Origin of the sequence: Sulfitobacter albidus (assembly GCF_018200035.1) — a bacterium.
Lineage (GTDB): Bacteria > Pseudomonadota > Alphaproteobacteria > Rhodobacterales > Rhodobacteraceae > Sulfitobacter > Sulfitobacter albidus.
Genome location: NZ_CP073581.1, coordinates 2,631,550 through 2,653,288, shown reverse-complemented (window position 1 = coordinate 2,653,288; position 21,739 = coordinate 2,631,550). Strand labels below are relative to the sequence as shown.

Annotated in this window: 26 protein-coding genes; 17 read left to right on the top strand and 9 right to left on the bottom strand. The window is 64.9% G+C overall.

What is annotated here, in order from left to right; all coding sequences use genetic code 11:
- The first annotated feature begins 9 nt into the window (after positions 1–9).
- A complete protein-coding gene (locus KDD17_RS13130) occupies positions 10–1,203 on the top strand; it encodes an MFS transporter (RefSeq protein ID WP_212706240.1) in 1,194 nt (397 codons plus the stop codon).
- On the opposite strand, the gene KDD17_RS13125 is transcribed toward KDD17_RS13130, so the two are convergent.
- Both KDD17_RS13125 and KDD17_RS13120 read right to left on the bottom strand, forming a co-directional pair.
- Positions 1,200–2,162 carry an acetyl-CoA carboxylase carboxyltransferase subunit alpha gene (locus KDD17_RS13125; protein WP_212704071.1) on the bottom strand — a complete coding sequence of 321 codons (963 nt, stop codon included), beginning with the start codon at positions 2,160–2,162 and terminating at the stop codon, positions 1,200–1,202. The two genes, KDD17_RS13130 and KDD17_RS13125, sit on opposite strands and share 4 nt — an antisense overlap.
- Before the next feature lie 59 nt (positions 2,163–2,221).
- Positions 2,222–2,815 (bottom strand): LysE family translocator, encoded by a 594-nt coding sequence (locus KDD17_RS13120; protein ID WP_212704070.1) that lies wholly within the window; start codon positions 2,813–2,815, stop codon positions 2,222–2,224.
- A 72-nt stretch (positions 2,816–2,887) separates the two neighbouring features.
- Between KDD17_RS13120 and KDD17_RS13115 the strand changes: the two genes are divergently transcribed.
- Positions 2,888–3,340: an Lrp/AsnC family transcriptional regulator gene (locus tag KDD17_RS13115; protein WP_212704069.1), complete on the top strand. Its 453-nt coding sequence runs from the start codon at positions 2,888–2,890 to the stop codon at positions 3,338–3,340.
- Positions 3,341–3,604: 264 nt separating this feature from the next.
- Positions 3,605–3,736, top strand: coding sequence for a hypothetical protein (locus KDD17_RS19030; RefSeq protein ID WP_284438379.1), 132 nt, complete (start codon positions 3,605–3,607; stop codon positions 3,734–3,736).
- A 72-nt stretch (positions 3,737–3,808) separates the two neighbouring features.
- On the opposite strand, the gene KDD17_RS13110 is transcribed toward KDD17_RS19030, so the two are convergent.
- Complete coding sequence (locus tag KDD17_RS13110; RefSeq protein ID WP_212704068.1) at positions 3,809–4,768, bottom strand: HpcH/HpaI aldolase/citrate lyase family protein; 960 nt, start codon at positions 4,766–4,768, stop codon at positions 3,809–3,811.
- A 242-nt stretch (positions 4,769–5,010) separates the two neighbouring features.
- Between KDD17_RS13110 and dgcN the strand changes: the two genes are divergently transcribed.
- The 3 genes from dgcN (at position 5,011) to KDD17_RS13095 (ending at position 8,242) form a co-directional block, all read left to right on the top strand.
- Entirely contained in the window at positions 5,011–6,012 is a 1,002-nt protein-coding gene (dgcN, locus tag KDD17_RS13105; protein ID WP_212704067.1) for an N-acetyltransferase DgcN, read from the top strand.
- 92 nt (positions 6,013–6,104) lie between these two features.
- Entirely contained in the window at positions 6,105–7,070 is a 966-nt protein-coding gene (gene dgcA / locus KDD17_RS13100; protein ID WP_212704066.1) for an N-acetyl-D-Glu racemase DgcA, read from the top strand.
- 314 nt (positions 7,071–7,384) lie between these two features.
- Positions 7,385–8,242 carry a D-amino-acid transaminase gene (locus KDD17_RS13095; RefSeq protein WP_212704065.1) on the top strand — a complete coding sequence of 286 codons (858 nt, stop codon included), beginning with the start codon at positions 7,385–7,387 and terminating at the stop codon, positions 8,240–8,242.
- Between the two features lie 84 nt (positions 8,243–8,326).
- On the opposite strand, the gene KDD17_RS13090 is transcribed toward KDD17_RS13095, so the two are convergent.
- Together KDD17_RS13090 and KDD17_RS13085 are read right to left on the bottom strand one after the other, a co-directional pair.
- Positions 8,327–9,271 (bottom strand): calcium-binding protein, encoded by a 945-nt coding sequence (locus KDD17_RS13090; RefSeq protein WP_212704064.1) that lies wholly within the window; start codon positions 9,269–9,271, stop codon positions 8,327–8,329.
- Between the two features lie 118 nt (positions 9,272–9,389).
- Positions 9,390–9,707 carry a DUF1244 domain-containing protein gene (locus tag KDD17_RS13085; protein WP_212704063.1) on the bottom strand — a complete coding sequence of 106 codons (318 nt, stop codon included), beginning with the start codon at positions 9,705–9,707 and terminating at the stop codon, positions 9,390–9,392.
- 193 nt (positions 9,708–9,900) lie between these two features.
- Here KDD17_RS13085 and pyk point away from each other — a divergent pair, with 193 nt between their 5' ends.
- On the top strand, positions 9,901–11,346 hold the full coding sequence (gene pyk / locus KDD17_RS13080; protein WP_212706239.1) for a pyruvate kinase: 1,446 nt from the start codon (positions 9,901–9,903) through the stop codon (positions 11,344–11,346).
- 30 nt (positions 11,347–11,376) lie between these two features.
- Positions 11,377–11,601 (top strand): hypothetical protein, encoded by a 225-nt coding sequence (locus KDD17_RS13075; RefSeq protein WP_212704062.1) that lies wholly within the window; start codon positions 11,377–11,379, stop codon positions 11,599–11,601.
- Here KDD17_RS13075 and KDD17_RS13070 read toward each other — a convergent pair.
- A complete protein-coding gene (locus tag KDD17_RS13070; RefSeq protein ID WP_212704061.1) occupies positions 11,589–12,245 on the bottom strand; it encodes a DUF2268 domain-containing putative Zn-dependent protease in 657 nt (218 codons plus the stop codon). The genes KDD17_RS13075 and KDD17_RS13070 overlap by 13 nt on opposite strands.
- Positions 12,246–12,392: 147 nt before the next feature.
- Here KDD17_RS13070 and rpmI point away from each other — a divergent pair, with 147 nt between their 5' ends.
- Together rpmI and rplT are read left to right on the top strand one after the other, a co-directional pair.
- A complete protein-coding gene (gene rpmI, locus KDD17_RS13065) occupies positions 12,393–12,593 on the top strand; it encodes a 50S ribosomal protein L35 (protein WP_212704060.1) in 201 nt (66 codons plus the stop codon).
- A gap of 15 nt (positions 12,594–12,608) precedes the next feature.
- Positions 12,609–12,974: a 50S ribosomal protein L20 gene (gene rplT, locus KDD17_RS13060; protein ID WP_212704059.1), complete on the top strand. Its 366-nt coding sequence runs from the start codon at positions 12,609–12,611 to the stop codon at positions 12,972–12,974.
- Between the two features lie 60 nt (positions 12,975–13,034).
- Here rplT and KDD17_RS13055 read toward each other — a convergent pair whose 3' ends face one another.
- A complete protein-coding gene (locus KDD17_RS13055) occupies positions 13,035–13,436 on the bottom strand; it encodes a GFA family protein (RefSeq protein WP_212704058.1) in 402 nt (133 codons plus the stop codon).
- A 160-nt stretch (positions 13,437–13,596) separates the two neighbouring features.
- On the opposite strand from KDD17_RS13055, the gene pheS reads away from it, so the two are divergent.
- Genes pheS through KDD17_RS13025 form a run of 6 tightly spaced genes read left to right on the top strand, consistent with a single transcriptional unit; the run spans position 13,597 to position 19,142 of the window.
- Complete coding sequence (pheS, locus tag KDD17_RS13050) at positions 13,597–14,670, top strand: phenylalanine--tRNA ligase subunit alpha (protein WP_212704057.1); 1,074 nt, start codon at positions 13,597–13,599, stop codon at positions 14,668–14,670.
- 29 nt (positions 14,671–14,699) lie between these two features.
- The gene (locus KDD17_RS13045) at positions 14,700–14,981 is read left to right on the top strand and encodes a YrhK family protein (protein ID WP_212704056.1); all 282 of its coding nucleotides are present in this window, start codon (positions 14,700–14,702) and stop codon (positions 14,979–14,981) included.
- Positions 14,982–15,032: 51 nt separating this feature from the next.
- Positions 15,033–15,824 carry a CE1 family esterase gene (locus tag KDD17_RS13040; RefSeq protein WP_212704055.1) on the top strand — a complete coding sequence of 264 codons (792 nt, stop codon included), beginning with the start codon at positions 15,033–15,035 and terminating at the stop codon, positions 15,822–15,824.
- A gap of 54 nt (positions 15,825–15,878) precedes the next feature.
- A complete protein-coding gene (pheT, locus tag KDD17_RS13035) occupies positions 15,879–18,278 on the top strand; it encodes a phenylalanine--tRNA ligase subunit beta (protein WP_212704054.1) in 2,400 nt (799 codons plus the stop codon).
- A gap of 4 nt (positions 18,279–18,282) precedes the next feature.
- On the top strand, positions 18,283–18,723 hold the full coding sequence (locus KDD17_RS13030) for a YtoQ family protein (protein WP_212704053.1): 441 nt from the start codon (positions 18,283–18,285) through the stop codon (positions 18,721–18,723).
- Positions 18,720–19,142, top strand: coding sequence for a hypothetical protein (locus KDD17_RS13025; RefSeq protein ID WP_212704052.1), 423 nt, complete (start codon positions 18,720–18,722; stop codon positions 19,140–19,142). The genes KDD17_RS13030 and KDD17_RS13025 overlap by 4 nt, the downstream gene beginning before the upstream one ends.
- A 151-nt stretch (positions 19,143–19,293) precedes the next feature.
- Here the strand turns inward: KDD17_RS13025 and KDD17_RS13020 are convergent, their stop codons facing one another.
- The gene (locus tag KDD17_RS13020) at positions 19,294–19,995 is read right to left on the bottom strand and encodes a glutathione S-transferase family protein (RefSeq protein ID WP_212704051.1); all 702 of its coding nucleotides are present in this window, start codon (positions 19,993–19,995) and stop codon (positions 19,294–19,296) included.
- 146 nt (positions 19,996–20,141) lie between these two features.
- Between KDD17_RS13020 and mscL the strand changes: the two genes are divergently transcribed.
- Positions 20,142–20,573: a large conductance mechanosensitive channel protein MscL gene (gene mscL / locus KDD17_RS13015; RefSeq protein WP_212704050.1), complete on the top strand. Its 432-nt coding sequence runs from the start codon at positions 20,142–20,144 to the stop codon at positions 20,571–20,573.
- A gap of 50 nt (positions 20,574–20,623) precedes the next feature.
- Here the strand turns inward: mscL and ald are convergent, their stop codons facing one another.
- Entirely contained in the window at positions 20,624–21,739 is a 1,116-nt protein-coding gene (ald, locus tag KDD17_RS13010) for an alanine dehydrogenase (protein WP_212704049.1), read from the bottom strand.

Below are 21,739 nucleotides of genomic sequence, written 5' to 3'. Positions count from 1 at the left end.
GGTGGCGGGATGAAGATCACCGGCCCCTTTCTGTTCATCCTCGCCACGCTGGTCGTGGATGCGATTGGCGTGGGCATCGTCTTTCCCATCATCCCCGATCTGATGGACCGGGTGGGGGCCAGCAGCACGGCGCAGGGCGCGCTGTGGGGCGGGATCATGATGTCGGCCTATGCGGGGGCGATGTTCCTGTTTGGCCCGGTAATCGGCAGCCTGTCGGATACCTTTGGCCGCCGCCCGATCCTGATCGCGGCGCTGGTGACGCTGACCATCGACTACGTCATCATGGCCATGGCGCAGACCTATTGGGTGTTGCTGGTGGGCCGGGTCGTGGCGGGCATGGCCGGGGCCACCTATATCACCGCGACCGCCTATATCGCCGACATCGCCAAACCCGAAGAGCGCAGCGCCGCCTTTGGCATGATCGGGGCCGCATTCGGCATCGGTTTTGTCTTTGGCCCCGCGCTGGGCGGGCTGGCGTCGGGGATCCATATCACCGCGCCGTTCTGGATCGCCGCCGTGCTGTCGGGGCTGAATGTGGTGTTCGGGCTGCTGGTGTTGCCGGAATCGCTCAAGCCCGAGAACAGGCGCCCGTTCGGGCGGCGCGATCTGAACCCCTTTGGATCAATCCTGCGGGCGTTCGCGATACCGGGGCTGGCGATCCCACTGATCTGCATCTTTGTGCTGGAGGTCGCCAATATGGTCTATCCGACGCTTTGGGCGTTCTGGGGGCGGGAAGTATTCGGCTGGGACGGGGTGGCGATCGGGCTGACGCTGTCGGCCTACGGGATCATGATCGCGGGGGTGCAGGCCGGCGTGCTGCCGGTGCTCACGCGGCGGCTGGGCGATTACCGCACGTTGCTGATCGCATTGGGCGCGGGGGTGATCGGGCTGGTGGGGTTTGGCCTTGCCGGGGCGGTGTGGGTCGTGGCGGTGGTGCTGCCGATCGCCACGCTGGCGGATATGGCGCCGCCGCTGATGACGGCCTTTGCCGCCAACCGCGTGGGCGAGGATGTGCAGGGGCTGGTGCAGGGGGTCATCGCCTCGCTCGCGTCGGTGGCGGCAGTGCTGGCACCGCTGGCGCTGACCGGCGTGTTCGAGGCGTTCGTGGACGGCGAGGGGATCTATCTGCCCGGCGCGCCGTTTCTGGTGGGCGCCGTGCTGGTGCTGGCGATCGTGCCGCTGGTGTGGCGGTTGAAGCCCTAGGCCGCCAGCCCGCGATCCCCGAGGTCGAGGTATTTCTCGCGGCGGTCCCTGATGAGCGCCTTGGCGTCCTTGCCATTGAGCGAGGCGAGCATGTCTTCGATGGCGGCGGCGACGGCAGAGATGGCCGCCTGCCGGTCGCGGTGCGCGCCGCCGCGCGGTTCCGGAATGATGCGATCATTCACGCCGAGTTTCTTGAGATCCTGCGCGGTGAGGCGCAGCGCCTCGGCGGCCTCGCGCATCTTCTCGGCGTCTTTCCACAGGATCGAGGCGCAGCCCTCGGGGGAGATCACCGAATAGACCGAGTGTTCGAGCATCGCCACGCGGTTGGCGGTGGCAAAGGCCACGGCGCCGCCCGATCCGCCCTCGCCGATGATGACACTGACCAGCGGCACGCCGATTTGCAGGCATTTCTCGGTCGCGCGGGCGATGGCCTCGGACTGGCCACGCTCTTCGGCGCCCTTGCCGGGGTAGGCGCCGGGGGTGTCGACCAGCGTGATGACGGGCAGGCCAAAGCGGTCGGCCAGGTCCATCAGGCGCACGGCCTTGCGGTAGCCTTCGGGGCGGGCCATGCCAAAGTTCCGCTCGATCCGGGATTTGGTGTCATTGCCCTTCTCGTGGCCGATGACGACCACGGGGCGGTCGTTGAACCGTGCAAGCCCGCCCATCACCGCGTGATCGTCGGCAAAGTTCCGATCCCCCGCGAGCGGGGTGTACTCGGAGAACAGCGCCTCGATATAATCGCGGCAGTGGGGCCGGTCGGGGTGGCGCGCGACCTGGCATTTGCGCCAGGGCGTGAGGTTTTTGTAGAGGTCGGTCAGCATCTTGTCGGCCTTGGCGTCCAGCTGTGCCGCCTGTTCACTGACATCGGTGTCGGGGTCGCGTTTGGCCATGGCGCGCAGCTCTTCCGCCTTGCCCTCGATTTCGGCGAGGGGTTTTTCAAAGTCGAGATACTGGGTCATGCACGCCTCCGGAGTTTGGTCCTATATGGCGCGGGGCGCGGTGGTTTGCAACGCGCAGCTTACGCCGCGAGAACCGGGTAGAGCGAGGCTATGAGCAGGATCGCCATCGTCCAGTTGTAGGCCCGCAGGCGGCGCGGATTGGTGAGGATGCGTTGCAGCTGCTGGCCCGCGACGGTCCAGATCGAGACCGACGGCAGATTGACGGTGGCAAAGAGCAGCGCGCCCAGGATCAGCCATCCCGCCCCGCTGTCGCCGACGTAGGCGGTAATCGCGGTGAGTGCCATCGCCCAGGCCTTGGGGTTGACCCATTGGAAGGCGGCGGCTTGCAGGAAGGTCATAGGGCGCCCGGCCTCTGCCGTGCGGGTGACTGGGGCGGCGTTGGCGATCTTCCACGCGAGCCAGAGCATGTAGAGCACCGAGACGATTTTCAGCACATCGTAGATCACGGGCACGCGGTCGAAGAGCTGCACCAGCCCCAGCCCGACGCCGATCATCATCACGGCAAAGCCCACCGAGATCCCCGCCATATGCGGGATCGTGCGGGAGAAGCCGAAATTGGCGCCGGAGGCCATGAGCATCAGGTTGTTCGGCCCCGGCGTGGCGGAGCTGACAAAGGCGAAGACCGCGAGGGCGGTGAGAAGATCGAGTGTCATGGCGCAAGGATCGGTTGTTTTTGGCGGGGAGAGATTGCAAAATGTCGATCAGACAGGGAGATTTTGCAATCAATGGCAGATATTGACGAGAAATCCGAAGAGATATTGCGCGTGCTGGCCTCTGACGGGCGCATCAGCAATCTGGAGCTGGCGGAGCGTGTGGGGCTGTCGCCCTCGGCCTGCCTGCGCAGGGTGCAGGTGCTGGAGCGGTGCGGGGTGATCCGGGGCTACCGCGCGGTGCTGGACCGCGGTGCGATGGGGCGCGGTTTCGTGGCCTATATCGGCGTGGGTCTGCGCGATCATTCCAAGGCCAGCCAGGAAGCATTTGAGCGCGCGATCGCGCGGGCGCCGGAGGTGGTGGAGTGCCACAACATCACGGGCACGATCGAATACCTCCTGCGCGTCGAATGTGCGGATCTGCCCAGCTACAAGGTGTTTCATACCGACCGGTTGGGCGCGCTGCCGCAGGTGTCGGCAATTACGTCCTATGTGGTGATGGGATCGCCCAAGGATGCGCGCGGGTAGCGTCATCGCGGCGGCGGCGCATCTGGCGGGCGTCGGGATATAGGTATTTTTGAAAGGGTGCAGGGAGGAGGCGGTGTGCTCCCATTGGGCCTGGTGTGCGGGGATCGGGGGGCGATGCCGCGACAATCTTGGGAATGTGGCGGGATTGGGGCCGGTTCGAGCGGTGAAACAGTGTGTTTCGCGCGGATTTGTTGAAATCACGGTGAAACTTGTCGATGGTCCGGGCATCAAATGTGTCGGGAATTTGTCGAAAGGAAGGTTGCAATGGGTCTGGTGAACTACGCGCTTGCGGGGATGCTGGGGACCGTGACGGCGCTGGCCTTCTTTATCGCTGAAACCGATATGTCGACCGGCCCGCTACAGCCGGAACTGGATGGGGGCATCCAGGTGAGATGAGCGACCCCCTTTGGGGAGGGGTGTTGCCCTTGCGCGTGCGGCCCGTCGGTGATCCGGCGGGCCGCTTTGCATTTACTGGCTTGCGATCATTTCGGACTGGCGCACGATGACCTCGGCCTGTTTGATCGAGGCGATATCGACGAGACGGCCCTTGTAGACAGTGGCCCCTTCGCCGTTCTTCTTGGCCTCTTCCATGGCGGCGAGGATTTCGCGCGCCTCGGCAACGGCCTCGTCGGAGGGGGTGAAGACCTCGTTGCTGATGGCGATCTGTTTGGGGTGGATGGCCCATTTGCCGACCATGCCCAGCGTGGCGGAGCGGCGCGCCTGCGCGCGGCAGCCTTCGTCGTCGGAGAAATCGCCGAACGGCCCGTCGACCGGCAGGATGCCATGGGTGCGGCAGGCGGCGACGATGGCCGTCTGCGCCCAGTGCCATGGATCGGACCAGTGTTTCTGGCCTTCGTGCAGCATGTAGTAGTTTTCCTGCGTGCCGCCGATGCCCGTGGTCTGCATCCCCATGGAAGCCGCGAAATCGGCGGCGCCGAGGCTCATCGCCTCAAGACGGGGGGAGGCGGCGGCGATTTCCTCGACGTGGGCAATGCCCGCGGCGGATTCGATGATGACCTCGAGGGCGATGCGTTTGCTGCGGCCCTTGGCGGCCTCGACGGCCGTTACCAGCGCGTCGACGGCGTAGACGTCTGCGGCGCAGCCGACCTTGGGGATCATGATCTGGTCGAGCCGTTCGGAGGCTTGTTCCAGCAGATCGACCACGTCGCGGTACCAGTAGGGGGTGTCGAGGCTGTTGATGCGTACCGAAAGCGTCTTCTTGCCCCAGTCGACGGTATTGATCGCCTCGATCACATTGGCGCGGGCCATGTCCTTGTCGGTGGGGGCGACGCTGTCTTCGAGATCGAGGTTGATGACGTCGGCGGCGGAGGCGGCCATTTTGGCGAAGAGTTTGGTGTTGGAGCCCGGGCCGAAGAGTTGGCAGCGGTTGGGGCGGGCGGGCGGCGTGGGTTGCAGGCGGAAGCTCATGGTGGGATCCTTGGGGTCATTTTGTTTCGTTTAGCTGCGCGCAGCGATACTAAAATTGCGCTGGGGGCTGCAAGCGGCTTTTGCAGTTGCAGCATTTTTCCGGCGCGCAGAAAATGGGCGGGCGTAGGTCCAGTTTTCAGCAATTCGTGCGCCCAGATGGGGCCAGACGGGGGGCGACGATTGCTTTTGCTGCGCATTGGCGCAATCTGCCCGGAATTGACCCCAGTGCGGAGATTCGGACCATGATCCAGACACCTTACCTGCTTTTCCTCGGCGATGCGCCGGATCAATTGGCGGCCAAGGTCGCGCAGGGCATCAAGGACTGGCGCCCCGACAACGCGGTGGGTCAGCTGCGCATGGAAGGCTGCAAGGCCGACGTGGGGCTAGCCGACATGACGCTGGCGGAGGCGAAATCCAAGGGCGCCAAGACGCTGGTGATCGGTGTGGCGAACCGGGGCGGGGTCATTTCCAAGGCGTGGAAAGAGGTCCTGCTTGCCGCGCTGGAGATGGGGTATGACATCGCGTCGGGGCTGCATAACCTGTTGGAGGACGAGGCGGATCTGGTCGAGAAGGCCGAAGAGCGCGGCTGTGCGCTGCACGATGTGCGGATCCCCAGCGTCGCGTATCCGATCGCCAGCGGTGTCAAGCGCAGCGGCAAGCGGGTGCTTGCGGTGGGGACCGATTGCTCGGTCGGCAAGATGTACACGGCGCTGGCGCTGGATGAGGCGATGCGCAAGCGCGGGATGAAATCGACCTTTCGGGCGACGGGGCAGACGGGGATCCTGATCACCGGGGAAGGCGTGCCGCTGGACGCGGTTGTGGCCGATTTCATGGCGGGCGCGGTGGAGTATCTGACGCCCGACAATGACGCGGATCATTGGGATGTGATCGAGGGGCAGGGCTCGCTTTTCCACGTGAGCTATTCCGGGGTGACGATGGCGCTGGTGCACGGCGGGCAGCCGGACGCGCTGATCGTGTGTCATGAGCCGACGCGCCCGCATATGCGGGGGTTGCCCGATTACGCGGTGCCGGAGATGGCGGATATCCGCGACGTGGCGCTGACGCTGGCGCGGGTGGCGAACCCCGGCTGTCAGGTGGTGGGCATTGCGGTGAACACGCAGCATCTGAGCGATGCGGAGGCCACGGCCTATCTGAAGAAGGTCGAGGCGGAGATGGGGCTGCCCGCGGTGGATCCGTTCCGGCACGGGGCGGATCGCCTGGCGCAGGCGCTGGAGGCGCTTTGATCGCAGGCGTCTTGTGGTTTTGCCGCTGTCGGATTCAGGTATTTTTGAAAGGGTGCAGGAGCGGGGCTTTGTGTACTTTTGCGGGGTGAGCGATGCAGGTTGAGGTGACGCGGGATGTGTTCCGGCTGGCGCAGGTGTTCACGATCTCGCGCGGGTCGCGCACGCAGGCGGAAGTGTTGACCGTGCGTCTGCGCGACGGGGATGCCGCAGGGTGGGGTGAATGTGTGCCCTACGCGCGCTACGGCGAGACGTTGGACAGTGTGACCGCGCAGATCGAGGGACTGCCGGGGTCGTTCGATCGGGCGGGCCTGTATGATTTGTTGCCTGCCGGAGCGGCGCGGAACGCGGTGGATTGTGCGCTGTGGGATCTGGAAGCCAAGCGCGCGGGCAAGCGGGTGTGGGAATTGGCCGGATTGGCGCAGCCCGGGCCGGAAGTGACGGCCTATACGCTGTCGCTCGATACGCCGGAGGCGATGCGGGCGCAGGCGGCGGTGCATGCGGCGCGTCCGTTGTTGAAGATCAAGCTTGGCACGCCGGACGATATGCCCCGGCTAGAGGCCGTGCGGGCGGGGGCGCCCGATGCGGTGATCATCGTGGATGCCAATGAGGGATGGTCGGCGGAGGTCTACGCGGATCTGGCGCCGCATCTGGTGCGTCTGGGCGTGGCTCTGGTCGAGCAGCCCTTGCCCGCCGGGGAGGATGAGGCGCTGATCGGGATGGCGCGTCCGGTGCCGGTCTGCGCGGATGAGAGCTGTCACGACCGGGGGAGTTTGGCGTCGTTGCGGGGCAAGTACGATGTGGTGAACATCAAGCTCGACAAGACCGGGGGGCTGACGGAAGCTCTGGCGTTGCGTTCGGCGGCTTTGGCCGAGGGCTACGATGTGATGGTGGGGTGCATGGTCGGCTCATCGCTGGCGATGGCGCCCGCGACGTTGGTGGCGCAGGGGGCGAAGGTGGTGGATCTAGATGGCCCGTTGTTGCTCGCCGAGGATCGCGACCCGCCGTTGCTGTTTGACGGGGCCGGCGTGCACCCCCCCGAAGTGGGTCTTTGGGGGTGAACGGCGTCTCGGAAACCCTCCGGGGGAGAGTTTCAGCCGTTCACGGGCGGGAGCCCCGGCAGGCGTCTCGGAAACCCTCCGGGGGAGGGTTTCAGCCGTTCACGGCTGCTCTCGCGCTTTGCGGGGCAAAGCGCTGCCGCAGTGACGCGCGCGCCCGTTGGGCGGACGCTGAGCGGACCCTGAAGGGCAAGCGTTGGTGGGTTGGCCTGCGCTTGTCGGAGTCTTCAGGCGGGACACTGTGCCACTGGCCGGACCGGTGGTGGGCGAATAGACAAGGATAACGCCCCGACGGGGCTGCACTGACGGAGTTTGACATGCGCACTGTATACGTGAACGGCGAGTATATGCCCGAGACGGAAGCCACTGTTTCGATCTTTGATCGCGGCTTTTTGATGGCTGATGGTGTCTATGAGGTGACCAGTGTTCTGGGCGGCAAGCTGATCGATTTCGAGGGCCATGCGGTGCGCCTTGCGCGATCGCTTGCGGAGCTCGAGATTGCGCATCCGATCAGCAAGGAGGATCTGCTGGAGGTGCACCGCGAACTGGTGCGCGCCAATGAGATCGACGAGGGGTTGGTGTATCTGCAGATCACCCGCGGCTCTGACGGGGACCGTGATTTTGCATTCCCCGATCCCGACACGCCGCCGACGGTTGTCCTGTTCACACAAAACAAACCGGGGCTTGCCGATAGCCCCGCGGCCAAGCGCGGCGCGAAGGTGATCAGCATCGAGGATATCCGCTGGGGCCGTCGGGACATCAAGACCGTGCAGCTGCTGTATCCGTCGATGGGCAAGATGATGGCCAAGAAAGCAGGCTGTGACGACGCCTGGATGGTCGAGGATGGCTTTGTCACCGAAGGGACATCGAACAACGCCTATATCGTGAAGGGCAACCGGATCATCACGCGGCACCTGGGCAACGAGATCCTGCACGGGATCACCCGCGCGGCGGTGCTGCGCTTTGCCCGTGAGGCGCAGATGGAGGTCGAGGAGCGGTCGTTCACCATCGACGAGGCGAAGGCGGCGGATGAGGCGTTTACCACATCCGCCAGTGCGTTCGTGATGCCGGTCGTGGAGATCGACGGGGTGGCGCTGGGCGACGGCACGCCGGGGCGCGTGGCGTCGCGGCTGCGCGAGATCTACCTAGACGAAATGCGCCGCGCCGCCGTTTGATCTCTGCGGCCGCGGCTGCAAAATTTCGTAGAAATTTTGGGTGCAAAGTCTCGCCGAGACTTTGTTTGCACGCGGCCGCGGCGCTCACGCCAACTGGCTGTCGAGCGCGCCCAACTCGATCAGACTGGTCACGATAGCGGGCAGCGCGTCGCCGTCCAGACCTTCGAGGAAGGCCACGGCGCGCCCGTCGAAGGACACCCGGACACCGCCCTGTACCACATCGTAGGTCAGGGCGGCTCCGTCCGTGTCACCGTCGAGCTGAACGATCACCAGTGCGTCCTCTCCGGGCAAGAAGTCGGTGATGCGGACCTCGGCGAGGTCGGTCTGCGCCGTGTCGGTCACGAAAAAGACATCGCTGCCCGCGCCGCCGGTCAGCAGATCGCCCGCATCGCCCGCGAGCCGGTCGTCGCCAAAGCCGCCTGACACCGTATCGGTCGTGCCGACTTCGTCCGGGGTGTCGTAGCGGCCCACTTCGCTGAGTGCATCGAAGGCTACCAGCGTGTCGCGCCCCAGTTCGCCACGCAGATCGTTTGCGCCTTGCTGATCGACGATGAAATCGCGACCCGCGCCACCGCGCACGGTATCGTTGCCCGCGAATTCGGACAGATCGCTTTCGGCCAGGTAGGCGTCATCGCCCGCTTCCAGCAGCACGCGGTCGTCGCCTGCGCCGCCCGAGACCTCATCGTCGCCGTCGCCCGCGCGCAGCGTATCGTCGCCCGCGTCCCCGGCGATGGTGTCGTCGCCCGCGCGCCCGTCGATGTCGTCGCCGCCATCGCCGCCGCGGATGTCATTGCCTAGATCGTTGCCGATGATGCGGTCGGCGCCTTGCGTGCCTGTGATCGTCGTCGCGTCATCGTTTGCGATGAGCGCGGTCAGGGGATCGCGGGCCGGATTTTGTGAATCGTCGGGAGTATCTTCGGTGTCTTCGGCATCCGAAGTCAGGTCGTTCTGGTCCCCGTCAGCGCCGTCGAAGGCGCCGATCAGGAGGGCCACCGCCAGCAAGGCCGGCAGAAGCGCGAGTGAGAGCATGATGGAATCACCACAGCAAAAGGTTACGTCACTGCGCTCGCTCTACGCCTTTTGCAGAATCTGTCAAAGGATATATTCGGGCGGGATGGGGCGTTCATCGGAGCCCGCCTCCGGGCGCCTAGTCCTTGCCGACGTTTTCAGCGAATGCGGTCTTGAACGCTTCTTGCTGGGCGCCGGTGGCGTCGGTCTGGTGGGTGGATTTCCACGCGTCCATGGTCATCCCGTAGAACAGCTCGCGCGCCTCCTCTTTGCCCATTTCGATGCCGCGCTCGGCGGCGGCTTCCTGATACCAGCGGCTCAGGCAATTCCGGCAAAAACCGGTAAGGTTCATCATGTCGATGTTCTGCACGTCCGGGCGATCCTGCATGAGATGCTTTTGCAGGCGGCGGAAGGCGGCGGCCTGGAGTTCGATTTCGGTTTGCGTGGGGGTGGACATGGGGCGGGCTCCTTATGCGGGTCTGCCTCTTAGATGGGCGGGAGGTGCCGCTCGGTCAAGCGACACTTGGAACTGTTACACTTCGTCGGTAGTCAGGGGGAAAGCCGTGGCGCTTGGCGTCGGCTTGCGGTATGTTATCGCTATCATCGACGGAAACCCCGTCAAACACGCGGATGAGCAGGAGAGTGCAGAGATGAAACGGCAACGGAACGTAAAGATCGTGGCGACGCTGGGACCGGCTTCGGAGACGGTCGAGATGATCGAGAGCCTGCACCGGACCGGCGCGGATGTGTTCCGGCTCAACATGAGCCACGGCAGCCACGAAGAGATCGCGGCCAAACACGCCGCCATTCGCGATGTCGAGGCACGCACCGGGTCGACGATTGCCATTCTTGCGGATTTGCAGGGGCCAAAGCTGCGCGTGGGCGTGTTCGCCAATGGATCCGAGGAACTGGCGCCGGGGGCCGCGTTCCGGCTGGATCTGGACCGGGCGGAGGGGGATGCGACGCGCGTGTGCCTGCCACACCCAGAGATTTTTGCGGCGCTCAAGCCCGGCGCGCATCTGTTGGTCAACGACGGCAAGATCGAGCTGGTCGTGAAGGACTGCGCCGGGGATTTTGCGGAGTGTGAGGTCGTCACCGGGGGGACGATTTCCAACCGCAAGGGCGTGAACGTGCCCGATGTGGTGCTGCCGCTGGCAGCCCTCAGCGACAAGGACCGCGCCGATCTGGAGTTCGTCTGTGAACTGGGCGTGGATTGGCTGGCGCTGAGCTTTGTGCAGCGGCCCGAGGATGTGACGGAGGCCCGGGAACTGGCCAAGGGCCGGGCGGCGATCCTGTCGAAGATCGAGAAGCCTACGGCGCTGGAGCATTTTGACGATATCCTTGAGGTCAGCGATGGCATCATGGTGGCGCGCGGCGATCTTGGGGTCGAATTGCCGGTGTCCTCGGTGCCGCCTATCCAGAAGCGTCTGGTGCGCAAGTGTCGCAGCGTGGGCAAACCCGTGATCGTGGCCACGCAGATGCTGGAAAGCATGATCGAAAGCCCGATGCCCACGCGGGCCGAGGTGTCGGACGTGGCGACGGCGATTTACGAGGGCGCGGATGCGGTGATGCTGTCGGCGGAATCGGCGGCGGGCAGCTATCCGCTGGAGGCCGTGAGCACGATGGACAGTGTCGCGCGCGAGGTCGAGGTTGACCCGACCTATACGCAGATCATCGAATCCTCGCGCACGCCCGCACGGTCGAGCATTGCGGACGCCATCGTGTCGGCGGCGCGGGAAATTGCGGAGACGACGGACGTCAAGGCGATCTGCTGTTTCACGCAATCGGGCACCACGGCGCTGTTGATTGCGCGCGAACGCCCGCGGGTGCCGATCATCGCGCTGACGCCGCTGGAGGGCACTGCGCGCCGTCTGGCGCTGAGCTGGGGTGTGAATTGCGTGCAGACCGGTGCGCTGGATCGGTTCAAGAAAGCGGTGGTCAGTGCGGCGCGGGCCGCGCGGGAGGAAGGATTCGCCACTGAGGCGGATTTTGTCGTCGTCACCGCCGGGGTGCCCTTCAACGTGCCGGGCAGTACCAACATCCTGCGCGTCGCCCCCTGTGATGAACGTTTGATTTTCGCCTCCGATCCTGAGTAGACTCGGCTCACGCAAGCGAGAGGGCTGAATATGGATACGGATCTGGCGTTGGTTCTGGGGATCATTATCGCCGCGTTTTCTGTTCCGTCGATCCTGTCGGCAATCAGTGACAGACGCGCACCGCGCGCCTCGGCGATCACGATCCTGATTGCGGGCGGGCTGATCGTCTTTGCCATGCAAGGCAAGGCGGGCGGCTATAGCTTGCAGGAAATCCCGGATGTATTCGTCAACGTGATCGCGCGCTACATGCCCTGAACGGCCAGCACGTCGGCGGCGGGCGTGTGGATCAGCGCGTCCAGTGCCCGCGTCGGGTGCTGCGCCCACCAATCCGCCACCAGCGCAAACCCCAATCGGTAGCCCGCCCAATGCGGCAGATCGCCGGTGCCGAAGAACCACGCGGCGTGATCGTATCCCGGTGCGTTCAGTGTGGCTGCATCGGGCAGGAGGGCGGCACGCTCTTCCGGGGGGAAAGGCTGCTCCCACCTTTCGGGCGCGCTCTGCATCAGGTGGATCACGAAATGCCCGGCCAATCCTTCGCTGACCATGGCCTCGCCCAGCGTGCGGCCATAGCCCGGCCCGGTCATGCGCAGGCAATGGTTGACCTCGTGCAGCACCTGCCGGGAAAAGGCGCCCGTCTCGCAGCTGCGCAGCAGATCGGGGCTGGTGGGGTCACAGTTCATCGCCATCAGCTTGTCGAGGTAGGCCATGCCCGAAAGGCCCATCCCGTCGATCACCCAATCGGGGCTGCGCGCGGCGATCAGCATGTCGAGCCGGGGCGGGGGCATTTGCGCGGCAAGGCTCGCATGGGCGGCATCCACCGCCCGGCTGATCGCGGATTGCTGATCGGTGCTGAAGGGGCGCAGTGCCTCAAGCCAGTGCAGGGTCCAGTCGGTTTGCATGGGGGCAACGTGGCAAGCGGGCCACGCGCGGTCAAGATCGGGCTTGTACTGCGGCGGGGCATGGCCTATAGCCCGCTCTCATCCTGCACGGCCGGCCGGAAGTGGCATGCCGAGTCGTGCGTAAACCGTAGACGATAGGAGACGGAAATGCCCAAGATGAAGACGAAGTCGAGCGCCAAGAAGCGCTTCAAGATCTCGGCGACCGGGAAGGTCATCGGGGGTCAGGCCGGCAAGCGCCACGGCATGATCAAGCGGAGCAAGAAGTTCATCCGCGACGCACGCGGCACGACAGTTCTGTCGGAGCCGGATGCAAAGATCATCAAGGGCTTCATGCCCTACGACCGCTGATAAGGAGTTCCTGATATGTCCCGTACCAAAGGTGGAACAGTCGCCCACGCGCGCCACAAGAAGATCGTCAAGGCCGCAAAGGGCTATTACGGTCGTCGCAAGAATACCTTCAAGGTCGCCACGCAGGCGGTCGACAAGGCCAACCAATACGCCACACGTGACCGCAAGAACCGCAAGCGCAACTTCCGCGCGCTGTGGATCCAGCGGATCAACGCCGCCGTGCGCGCCCATGACGAAACGCTGACATACAGCCGTTTCATCAACGGTCTGACGCTGGCGGGCATTGAAGTGGATCGCAAGGTTCTGGCCGATCTCGCCGTGAACGAGCCCGAGGCATTTGCTGCCATCGTGCGTCAGGCGCAGGACAAGCTGGCCGCGTAAGCGCGCCTCTTGCCGAGACATCTGGCCGCTCCCTGTCCGGGGGGCGGCTTTTTTCGTGGGTCAGGGGCGTTTGTCGGCGACGGGCATGCCCTCGGCCAGCGCGTGAAAGGGCTGGCGGTCGCAGGCATAGATCGCCATCTGCGGCCCGTCGTAGACCGATGGGTCGTCAAGCGTGCCGACCTTGACCACAACGGCGCCGCGCTCCTTGATCCTTGTGTTCAGATGGGTACCGCAGGTGGGGCAGAAATCGCGGGTGCGCGGGTTCTCGATGTCGCTGCGGGTGAACTGGCTGGGCGTACCTTTTGTGATGGCATAGTCGGTCTCATTCACCAGCATGAAGAAATTCGGGCCCCCGCCCGAGATATACTGACATTCGCGGCACAGGCATTGCGCCTGCCACTGGATGTCGCCGGTGACTTCGTAGGTGCATGCGCCGCAGTAGCAGCGTCCGGTGATGGCCATGGGGTGTCCTTTTCGGTGGGGATCTGACATCTGCGACTGTAGCCGGAATTTTCCAAAAATTCCGACCGTTTTCTTTTAAAGAAAACGACACGCGCCGCGGCTGCCTTGCGTTTGGCGTCCGTTCTGCTAGCAGAAGTCGCATCGTATCAAGGGGCCCGTCATGGATGATCTGAAGCAAAAGTACCTGAGCCAAATTGCCGGTGCCGCCGATGAGGCCGCACTGGAAGACATCCGTCTGGCCGCCGTCGGCAAGAAGGGCGAGGTAGCGCTGAAGATGCGCGAGCTGGGCCGCATGACCCCCGAAGAGCGGCAGACCGCAGGCCCCGCGCTCAACGCGCTCAAGGACGAGATCAATTCGGCGCTGGCGGCGAAGAAGTCAGCACTGGCCGATGCGGCACTCGACGAGCGGTTGCGCGCGGAATGGCTCGACGTGACCCTGCCCGCGCGGGAGCGGCCCATGGGCAGCATCCATCCCGTCAGCCAGGTGACCGAAGAGCTGACGGCGATTTTCGCCGAGATGGGATTTTCGGTGGCCGAAGGGCCGCGCATCGACACGGATTGGTACAATTTCGACGCGCTCAACATCCCCGGCCACCACCCCGCGCGGGCCGAGATGGACACGTTCTACATGGCGCGCGCCGAGGGCGACAATCGCCCGCCCCACGTGCTGCGCACCCACACCTCCCCCGTGCAGATCCGCACGATGGAGGCGCAGGGCGCGCCGTTGCGCATCATCTGCCCCGGCGGTGTCTACCGCGCCGACTATGACCAGACGCACACGCCGATGTTCCATCAGGTCGAGGGGCTGTGTCTGGACCGCGATATTTCGATGGCGAACCTCAAGTGGACGCTGGAGGAATTCTTCTCTGCGTTCTTTGAGATCGACGGGATCAAGACACGCTTCCGCGCCTCGCACTTCCCCTTTACCGAGCCATCGGCGGAGGTGGATATCCAGTGCTCTTGGGTCGATGGGCAATTGCGCATCGGCGAGGGCGACGGCTGGATGGAGGTGCTGGGCAGCGGCATGGTGCACCCCAAGGTGCTGGCGGCCGGCGGGATCGATCCGGAGGTCTATCAGGGCTTTGCCTTTGGCATGGGGATCGACCGGATTGCGATGCTGAAATACGGCATCCCCGATCTGCGCGCGTTCTTTGACAGCGATCTGCGCTGGCTGCGGCACTACGGCTTTGCCTCGCTGGATCAGCCGAATTTGCACGGCGGGTTGAGCCGCTAAGCCACGGGGTGCGGAAGAAGGAAGCACAGATGACCCTCTTTCACCGCAGCCGCCGGCACGATTCAGACGCGCACCGCAAGCTCTACGCTCGGTTCGAGCTGGCCTATACGGTCGTCGATTTCACTGCCGCGCTGCTGTTCGTGGTGGGCTCGGTGATGTTTTTCTCCGAGGCGTGGCAGACCACGGGCACGTGGCTTTTCCTCATCGGGTCGCTCTGTTTTGCGGCCAAGCCGACGTTGCGGCTGTTGCGCGAGGTCCGGCTGTACCGGATGGGCGACGCGCAGGATCTGGCGGAGCGGTTTGAGGACTGACCGACGGTTTTGTGACGTGACAGGCGCGCGCGGCCGCGCGAAGGTGCGGGCATGAGAATTCTGTTTGTTCTGATTGCCCTGATCCTGCCCGCCATGGGCCCGTGGAAAGACGCCTGCGAGGGGCGGGACGCCTGTGTGTTGGGGGATCGTTCGTATCATGTGCGCGCGCCCGATGATTGGGACGGCGCCACGCCGATGCCGGTGCTGCTGCATTTTCATGGCTGGGGGCGGCAGGGGGATCTGATCGTCAATCACGACCGGATTTCGGGGCATACGCGCAATCGCGGTGTGTTGCTGCTGGCGCCCAACGGGCGGGGCAAGACGTGGGATTTCTGGGGGCCGGGCAGCGATGACAGCGCCTTTGCCGCCGCCGTGATCGCGGATGCGGCAAAGCGGTATCCGATTGATCCCGCACGCATCTATGTTTCGGGCTATTCCTACGGTGGCGCGATGGCGTGGCGGTTTGCCTGCGAAAGCCCGCTGCCCATCGCCGCCCTGCTGGCGATCAGCGGCACGATCCCGCAGGACAGCGGTTGTGCGACCCACCCGGCGGACGTGCGTCATGTGCACGGGCTGGGCGATCCGGTGTTGCGCTATCCATTTGGGCCGGGCGGGGACGAAACCCATGCGGTCAAGCTGTGGCGCGAGACGATGGGCTGCGACGCGGCCGAGCCGCGCCCGGCGTATAGCATTCGCGACTTCCTGACGATCTCGCGCAGCGTGTGGGACTGTGCGGAGGGGCGCGTCACGCTCGACACCCATCCGGGCGGGCATTTCATCCCCCATGGCTGGATCGGCTGGCAGCTGGATCAACTGGCCGGCCGGGCGCCGCGCTATCCTTGAACACGCGGGGCTTTGGGGGTAGGCAATCGCCACACCCACGCAAGGACGCCCGCGATGAAATTCACACTCTCCTGGCTCAAGGATCATCTTGAGACGACCGCCTCGCTCGACGAGATTACCTATGCGCTGACCGATCTTGGCCTTGAGGTCGAGGGGGTCGAGGATCGCGGCGCGCGGCTGGCCGAGTTTACGCTGGGCTATGTGGAAAGCGCCGAAAAGCACCCCGATGCGGACCGCTTGCGCGTCTGTCAGGTGCAGACCGACGAAGGCGTGCAGCAGATCATCTGCGGTGCGCCCAACGCGCGCGAGGGCATCACCGTGGTGGTCGCGAAGCCCGGCGTCTATGTGCCCGGTATCGACACGACCATCGGCGTGGGCAAGATCCGGGGGATCGAGAGTTTCGGCATGATGGCCTCCGAGCGGGAGCTGGAGCTGTCGGACGAGCATGATGGCATTATCGAGCTGCCCTCGGGCAAGGTCGGGGACAGTTTCGTGGACTGGCTGGCGGAGAACGATCCGGCCAAGGTCGATCCGGTGATCGAGATCGCGATCACGCCCAACCGCCCCGATGCGCTGGGCGTGCGCGGCATCGCGCGCGATCTGGCGGCACGGGGGCTGGGCAAGCTGAAAAAGCGTGAGTGCGATGCGGTGGAGGGGGCGTTCCCCTGTCCCGTCAGCGTGACGATCGACGACGATACGCTGGATCAGTGCCCGGTGTTCTACGGGCGGGTGATCCGGGGCGTCAAGAACGGGCCGAGCCCCGCGTGGCTTCAGGACCGGCTGCGCGCGATTGGCCTGCGGCCGATCAGCTTTCTGGTGGATGTGACCAACTTCTTCACCTTCGACCGCAACCGGCCGCTGCACGTGTTCGACGCGGACAAAATTGCCGGGAATGCCTTGCGGGTGCACCGCGCGGCGGGCGGTGAGACCCTCGTGGGGCTGGATGAGAAGGAATATACCTTCAGCGCGGGGATGGCGCTGATCTCGGACGCGAACGGGCCGGAGAGTATCGGTGGCGTGATGGGGGGGCTTGCCTCCGGCGTGACGGATGAGACGGTGAATGTCTTTGTCGAGGCCGCGTATTTTGATCCGGTGCGCACGGCGTACACGGGCCGCGCGCTCAAGATCAATTCGGACGCGCGCTATCGGTTCGAGCGGGGGATCGACCCCGCGTGGACACCCTACGGGATCGAGCACGCGACGCGGATGATTTTGGATCACGCGGGCGGCGAGGCCTCCGAGGTGGTGATCGCGGGGACGGTGCCGGATACATCGCGCGCCTACCGGCTGGATACCAAACGGGTCGTTTCCCTTGTCGGGATGGAGATTGCCGAGAGCGCGCAGCGGCAGACGCTGACCGCACTGGGCTTTCAGCTCGAGGGCGACATGGCGCAGGTGCCCAGCTGGCGCCCGGATGTGCAGGGAGAGGCCGATCTGGTGGAAGAGGTCGCGCGGGTGGCCTCGCTGACCAAGCTCAAGGGCGTGCCGTTGCCGCGGCTGGGCGACGGCGTACCGCGCCCGGTGCTGTCGGCGGCACAGCGGCGCGAGACCACGGCACGGCGCACGGCGGCGGCGCTGGGCTATCATGAATGCGTGACCTACAGCTTTATCGACCGCGCTGCGGCGGCGCTGTTCGGCGGGGGAACGGAGGCTGCGCAGCTGGAAAACCCGATCAGCGCGGATATGAGCCACATGCGCCCCGATCTGCTGCCCGGCCTGTTGCAGGCGGCGGCGCGCAATCAGGCGCGCGGCGCGGCGCATATCGCCCTGTTCGAGGTCGGCCCGGCGTTCAGCGGTGGTGAGCCCGGTGAGCAGCATACGCAGGTGACGGGCCTTTTGGTCGGGCGCACCGGACCCAAGGACGTGCTGGGGGCCGCGCGCGATGTGGATGTGTTCGACGTGAAGGCGGATGCCGAGGCGATCCTGAGCGCCATGGGCGCGCCCGCCAAGGTGCAGATCCTGCGCGGCGGGGACGCATGGTGGCACCCCGGTCGCCACGGCAAGATCTGCCTTGGCCCCAAGAAGGTGCTGGGCGTCTTTGGGGAGCTGCACCCGAAAGTGCTGCGCGACATGGGAGTGAAGGGGCCTGCGATGGCCTTCACCCTCTGGCCCGCCGAGGTGCCGCTGCCGCGCAAATCTGGGGCGACGCGCCCGGCGCTACGGCTGAGCGATCTGCAGGCGGTCGAGCGTGACTTTGCCTTTGTCGTGGATGCCGAGGTGGAGGCGCTGACGCTGGTGAATGCCGCCATGGGCGCCGATAAGGCGCTGATCGCGGATGTGCGGGTATTTGACGAATTCATCGGCGGCGCCTTGGGCGAGGGCAAGAAATCGCTGGCGCTGACGGTGCGGTTGCAGCCCATGGAGACAACGCTGAAGGACAAGGACATCGAAGCGGTGAGCGCCAAGGTCGTCGAGAAGGTGACCAAGGCCACCGGTGGCACGTTGAGGGGATAAAGTGATGAAAGTGTATCTGTCGGGAGAGATCCATACGGACTGGCGCGAGCGGATCGTGGCGGGGGCACAGGGGCTTGACGTGACGTTCAGCGCGCCGGTGACGGACCACGCGGCGAGCGACGATTGCGGTGTGGCGATCCTGGGCGCGGAGGACGACAAATTCTGGCACGACCGTAAGGGCGCGCAGATGAACGCGATCCGGACCCGCAAGGGCATCGCCGAGGCCGATGTGGTCGTCGTGCGCTTTGGCGATCAGTACAAGCAGTGGAATGCCGCGTTTGATGCGGGATATGCCGCCGCCCTGGGCAAGTCGCTGATTATCCTGCACGGACCCGATCACGCGCACGCGCTCAAGGAAGTGGATGCGGCGGCGTTGGCCGTGGCGCGCGAGCCCGAGCAGGTGGTGCAGATCCTGCGCTACGTGCTGGAGGGGACGCTGCCGTGAAGGCGCTGGTGGCCGGGCTTTTGGCCGCCACTATTCTGGCGGGACCGGCGCAAGCGCAGAGCGCTTCCAAGGCGGCGCGGTACCTGATGGCGCAGGAGATCAAGCAGGGCTGTGCGGGCGGAGGAAAGTTTACCGCCGCCGACGCGGTGGAGCGGGATCTGGACGGGGACGGGCGCAAGGATCTGCTGCTGTCGCATGACCAGCTGCGGTGCCGTGGTGAACAGCCCATCAGCAAGCGCTGCGGGATGCAGGTCTGCACGGTGAAAATCTTTTTGCGGCGGGGCGATCTGTTGCAGCCGGTTGCGGATTTTCTGGGCGGCGGCGTGACCGTTGGCCCGACGAATGTGCCGGTGATCTCGGGCTATGCGCATGGGGGTGACCCCTGGGCCATTCGCTGGAACGGGCGGGCGTTTCGGTAACGGGGACGACGTGCGCGGGCTACGCCCGCGACACCCCGCCCACCGTCCCACAGCGGCGCTGCTATTTTGGCTGGTGGTGCGCGGGGCGAGGGGCGCGCAGAGGTATTTTTGAAAGGGTGCAGGGAGGGGCCGCGTGCGGGGCCTCCTCCGGTCAGCTCCGGGGCGGGGTGACGAGGCCCTTTTGCACTGCCGGGCGATCCATGAAACGCGCGAGGTAGTCCACCAGATTGGTGTGATCGCTCCAGCCCAGTTCCTCTTTGGCGCCGTAGAAGTCGAGCGCGCGCAGCCAGGGCGCGATGGCGATATCGGCGATGGAGTAGTTTGCGCCGGTGATCCAGTCCTTGCCCGCCAGTTCCAGATTGAGCACGCCCATGAGGCGGCGGGCCTCGTCGAGATAGCGTTGCTGCGGGCGTTTATCTTCCCATTCGGATCCGGCGAATTTGTAGAAAAACCCCATCTGGCCGAACATCGGGCCGAGCCCGCCCATCTGGAACATCAGCCATTGGATCGTCTGTGCGCGCTCGGATGCCGTATTGCCCAGAAGCGTGCCGGATTTTTCCGCCAGATAAATCAGGATCGCGCCGCTTTCGAACAGGCCGATGGGCGCGCCGTCGGGGCCATCGGGATCGATGATGGCGGGGATCTTGTTGTTGGGGTTGAGCGAGAGGAATTCGGCGCTTTTGACGTCTGCATCCGAGAGGGTCACGGTGTGGGCCTCATAGGGCAGGCCCATTTCCTCGAGTGCGATGGAGACTTTCACCCCGTTTGGCGTGGGGAAGGAATAAAGCTGGATCACGTCTGGATTGGCGGCGGGCCATTTTTTGGTGATCGGGAAGGCGGATAGATCGGTCATTGGGCGCTCCTGCATTGCTTGCTGAAAGATAGGCGGTTTTCCCCCGTAAAACAGGGTCGGATTTGTGCGCGAATGTGTTAACAGATGTGCGCAGGCGGGGTGGGGACATATCCCTGTCGGTAGAAAATGACAGTAAGGGACAAGACATGATTAACGAATTCAAGGACTTCATCGCCAAGGGCAATGTGATGGACATGGCCGTCGGCATTATCATCGGGGCGGCGTTTACGGCGATCGTCACCTCGCTGGTGGGCGATCTGATCAATCCGATTATCGCGCTGTTTACCGGTGGCATCGATTTCTCGGGGTGGTTCTACGTTCTGGGGGACGGTGAATTCGCGTCCGTGGAAGCGGCGACGGAAGCCGGCGTGGCGGTGTTTGCCATCGGGAAATTCATCATGGCCGTGATCAATTTTCTGATCGTCGCCTTTGTGGTGTTCATGTTGGTGAAGATGGTCAACCGGGTGAAGGCGGCAGCGGAAAAGCCCGACGATGCGGCCCCGGAAGTGGAAACCGGCCCGAGCGAGTTGGATGTCCTGCTGGAGATCCGCGACCAGTTGGCGCGCCAGAACGGCTGATCCGCGGGTGGAATTGTGGAGAGGGGCGCCTGATGTGGCGCCCCTTTTTGTTACTTGATGGCAAGCGCGGGGGCGATGACGTCGATACCCAAGGCCTTGCCGACCGCGTAGTAGGTGAGCTGGCCCGCGTGCACGTTCAGCCCCGCGAGCAGGTGCGGATCGTCGGCGCAGGCCTGTTTCCAGCCCTTGTCGGCCAGCGCCAACATAAAGGGCATGGTCGCGTTGCCAAGCGCGATGGTCGACGTGCGCGCGACAGCGCCCGGCATGTTGGCCACGCAGTAGTGCATGATGCCGTCGACGTCATAGATTGGGTCCTCGTGGGTGGTGGCGCGCGATGTCTCGAAACAGCCGCCCTGATCGATGGCCACATCTACCAGTGCTGCGCCGGGCTTCAGGGTTGAGAGCTGTTCGCGTGAAATCAGCTTGGGCGCGGCGGCGCCGGGGATCAGCACGGCCCCCACGATCATGTCGGCCTGTGCGGCCAGTTCGGCGGTGTTCCCGGCGCTGGCAAAGCTGGTTTTGAACACGCCCGCGAAGGCATCGTCGAGGTAGCGCATGCGCGGCAGCGACCGGTCGAGCACGGTGACATCGGCGCCCATGCCGGCCGCCACGCGGGCGGCGTGGGTGCCCACGACGCCGCCGCCGATGACCACCACGCGGGCGGGGCCGACACCGGGCACGCCCCCCATGAGCACGCCGCGCCCGCCGTTGGCCTTTTGCAGGGTCCATGCACCGACCTGCGGCGCAAGACGGCCCGCGACCTCTGACATCGGCGCCAGCAGGGGCAGCCCGCCCGCTGCATCGGTCACGGTTTCATAGGCGATGGCGGTGCAGCCGCTGTCGAGCAGATCGCGGGTCTGCTCCGGATCGGGGGCGAGGTGCAGATAGGTGAACAGCAGCTGGCCCTCGCGCAGCATCTTGCGCTCACCGGGTTGGGGTTCCTTGACCTTCACGATCATGTCGGCGGTGGCGAAGATTTCCTCCGCCGAAGAGATGATCCGCGCGCCTGCGTCCGTGTAGGCGGCATCGTCAAAGCCGGCACCCGTGCCCGCGCCGGACTGGATCAGAACGGTATGGCCGTGGGCCACGGCCTCGCGTGCGGCGTTGGGCGTCAGGCCCACCCGAAATTCCTGTGGTTTGATTTCTGTAGGGCAACCGATCTTCAT

Coding starts and splice junctions, on each gene's coding strand:
- KDD17_RS13130 (WP_212706240.1), top strand. CDS start 10: ATGAAGATCACCGGCCCCTTTCTGTTCATCCTCGCCACGCTGGTCGTG.
- KDD17_RS13125 (WP_212704071.1), bottom strand. CDS start 2,162: ATGACCCAGTATCTCGACTTTGAAAAACCCCTCGCCGAAATCGAGGGC.
- KDD17_RS13120 (WP_212704070.1), bottom strand. CDS start 2,815: ATGACACTCGATCTTCTCACCGCCCTCGCGGTCTTCGCCTTTGTCAGC.
- KDD17_RS13115 (WP_212704069.1), top strand. CDS start 2,888: ATGGCAGATATTGACGAGAAATCCGAAGAGATATTGCGCGTGCTGGCC.
- KDD17_RS19030 (WP_284438379.1), top strand. CDS start 3,605: ATGGGTCTGGTGAACTACGCGCTTGCGGGGATGCTGGGGACCGTGACG.
- KDD17_RS13110 (WP_212704068.1), bottom strand. CDS start 4,768: ATGAGCTTCCGCCTGCAACCCACGCCGCCCGCCCGCCCCAACCGCTGC.
- dgcN (WP_212704067.1), top strand. CDS start 5,011: ATGATCCAGACACCTTACCTGCTTTTCCTCGGCGATGCGCCGGATCAA.
- dgcA (WP_212704066.1), top strand. CDS start 6,105: ATGCAGGTTGAGGTGACGCGGGATGTGTTCCGGCTGGCGCAGGTGTTC.
- KDD17_RS13095 (WP_212704065.1), top strand. CDS start 7,385: ATGCGCACTGTATACGTGAACGGCGAGTATATGCCCGAGACGGAAGCC.
- KDD17_RS13090 (WP_212704064.1), bottom strand. CDS start 9,271: ATGCTCTCACTCGCGCTTCTGCCGGCCTTGCTGGCGGTGGCCCTCCTG.
- KDD17_RS13085 (WP_212704063.1), bottom strand. CDS start 9,707: ATGTCCACCCCCACGCAAACCGAAATCGAACTCCAGGCCGCCGCCTTC.
- pyk (WP_212706239.1), top strand. CDS start 9,901: ATGAAACGGCAACGGAACGTAAAGATCGTGGCGACGCTGGGACCGGCT.
- KDD17_RS13075 (WP_212704062.1), top strand. CDS start 11,377: ATGGATACGGATCTGGCGTTGGTTCTGGGGATCATTATCGCCGCGTTT.
- KDD17_RS13070 (WP_212704061.1), bottom strand. CDS start 12,245: ATGCAAACCGACTGGACCCTGCACTGGCTTGAGGCACTGCGCCCCTTC.
- rpmI (WP_212704060.1), top strand. CDS start 12,393: ATGCCCAAGATGAAGACGAAGTCGAGCGCCAAGAAGCGCTTCAAGATC.
- rplT (WP_212704059.1), top strand. CDS start 12,609: ATGTCCCGTACCAAAGGTGGAACAGTCGCCCACGCGCGCCACAAGAAG.
- KDD17_RS13055 (WP_212704058.1), bottom strand. CDS start 13,436: ATGGCCATCACCGGACGCTGCTACTGCGGCGCATGCACCTACGAAGTC.
- pheS (WP_212704057.1), top strand. CDS start 13,597: ATGGATGATCTGAAGCAAAAGTACCTGAGCCAAATTGCCGGTGCCGCC.
- KDD17_RS13045 (WP_212704056.1), top strand. CDS start 14,700: ATGACCCTCTTTCACCGCAGCCGCCGGCACGATTCAGACGCGCACCGC.
- KDD17_RS13040 (WP_212704055.1), top strand. CDS start 15,033: ATGAGAATTCTGTTTGTTCTGATTGCCCTGATCCTGCCCGCCATGGGC.
- pheT (WP_212704054.1), top strand. CDS start 15,879: ATGAAATTCACACTCTCCTGGCTCAAGGATCATCTTGAGACGACCGCC.
- KDD17_RS13030 (WP_212704053.1), top strand. CDS start 18,283: ATGAAAGTGTATCTGTCGGGAGAGATCCATACGGACTGGCGCGAGCGG.
- KDD17_RS13020 (WP_212704051.1), bottom strand. CDS start 19,995: ATGACCGATCTATCCGCCTTCCCGATCACCAAAAAATGGCCCGCCGCC.
- mscL (WP_212704050.1), top strand. CDS start 20,142: ATGATTAACGAATTCAAGGACTTCATCGCCAAGGGCAATGTGATGGAC.
- ald (WP_212704049.1), bottom strand. CDS start 21,739: ATGAAGATCGGTTGCCCTACAGAAATCAAACCACAGGAATTTCGGGTG.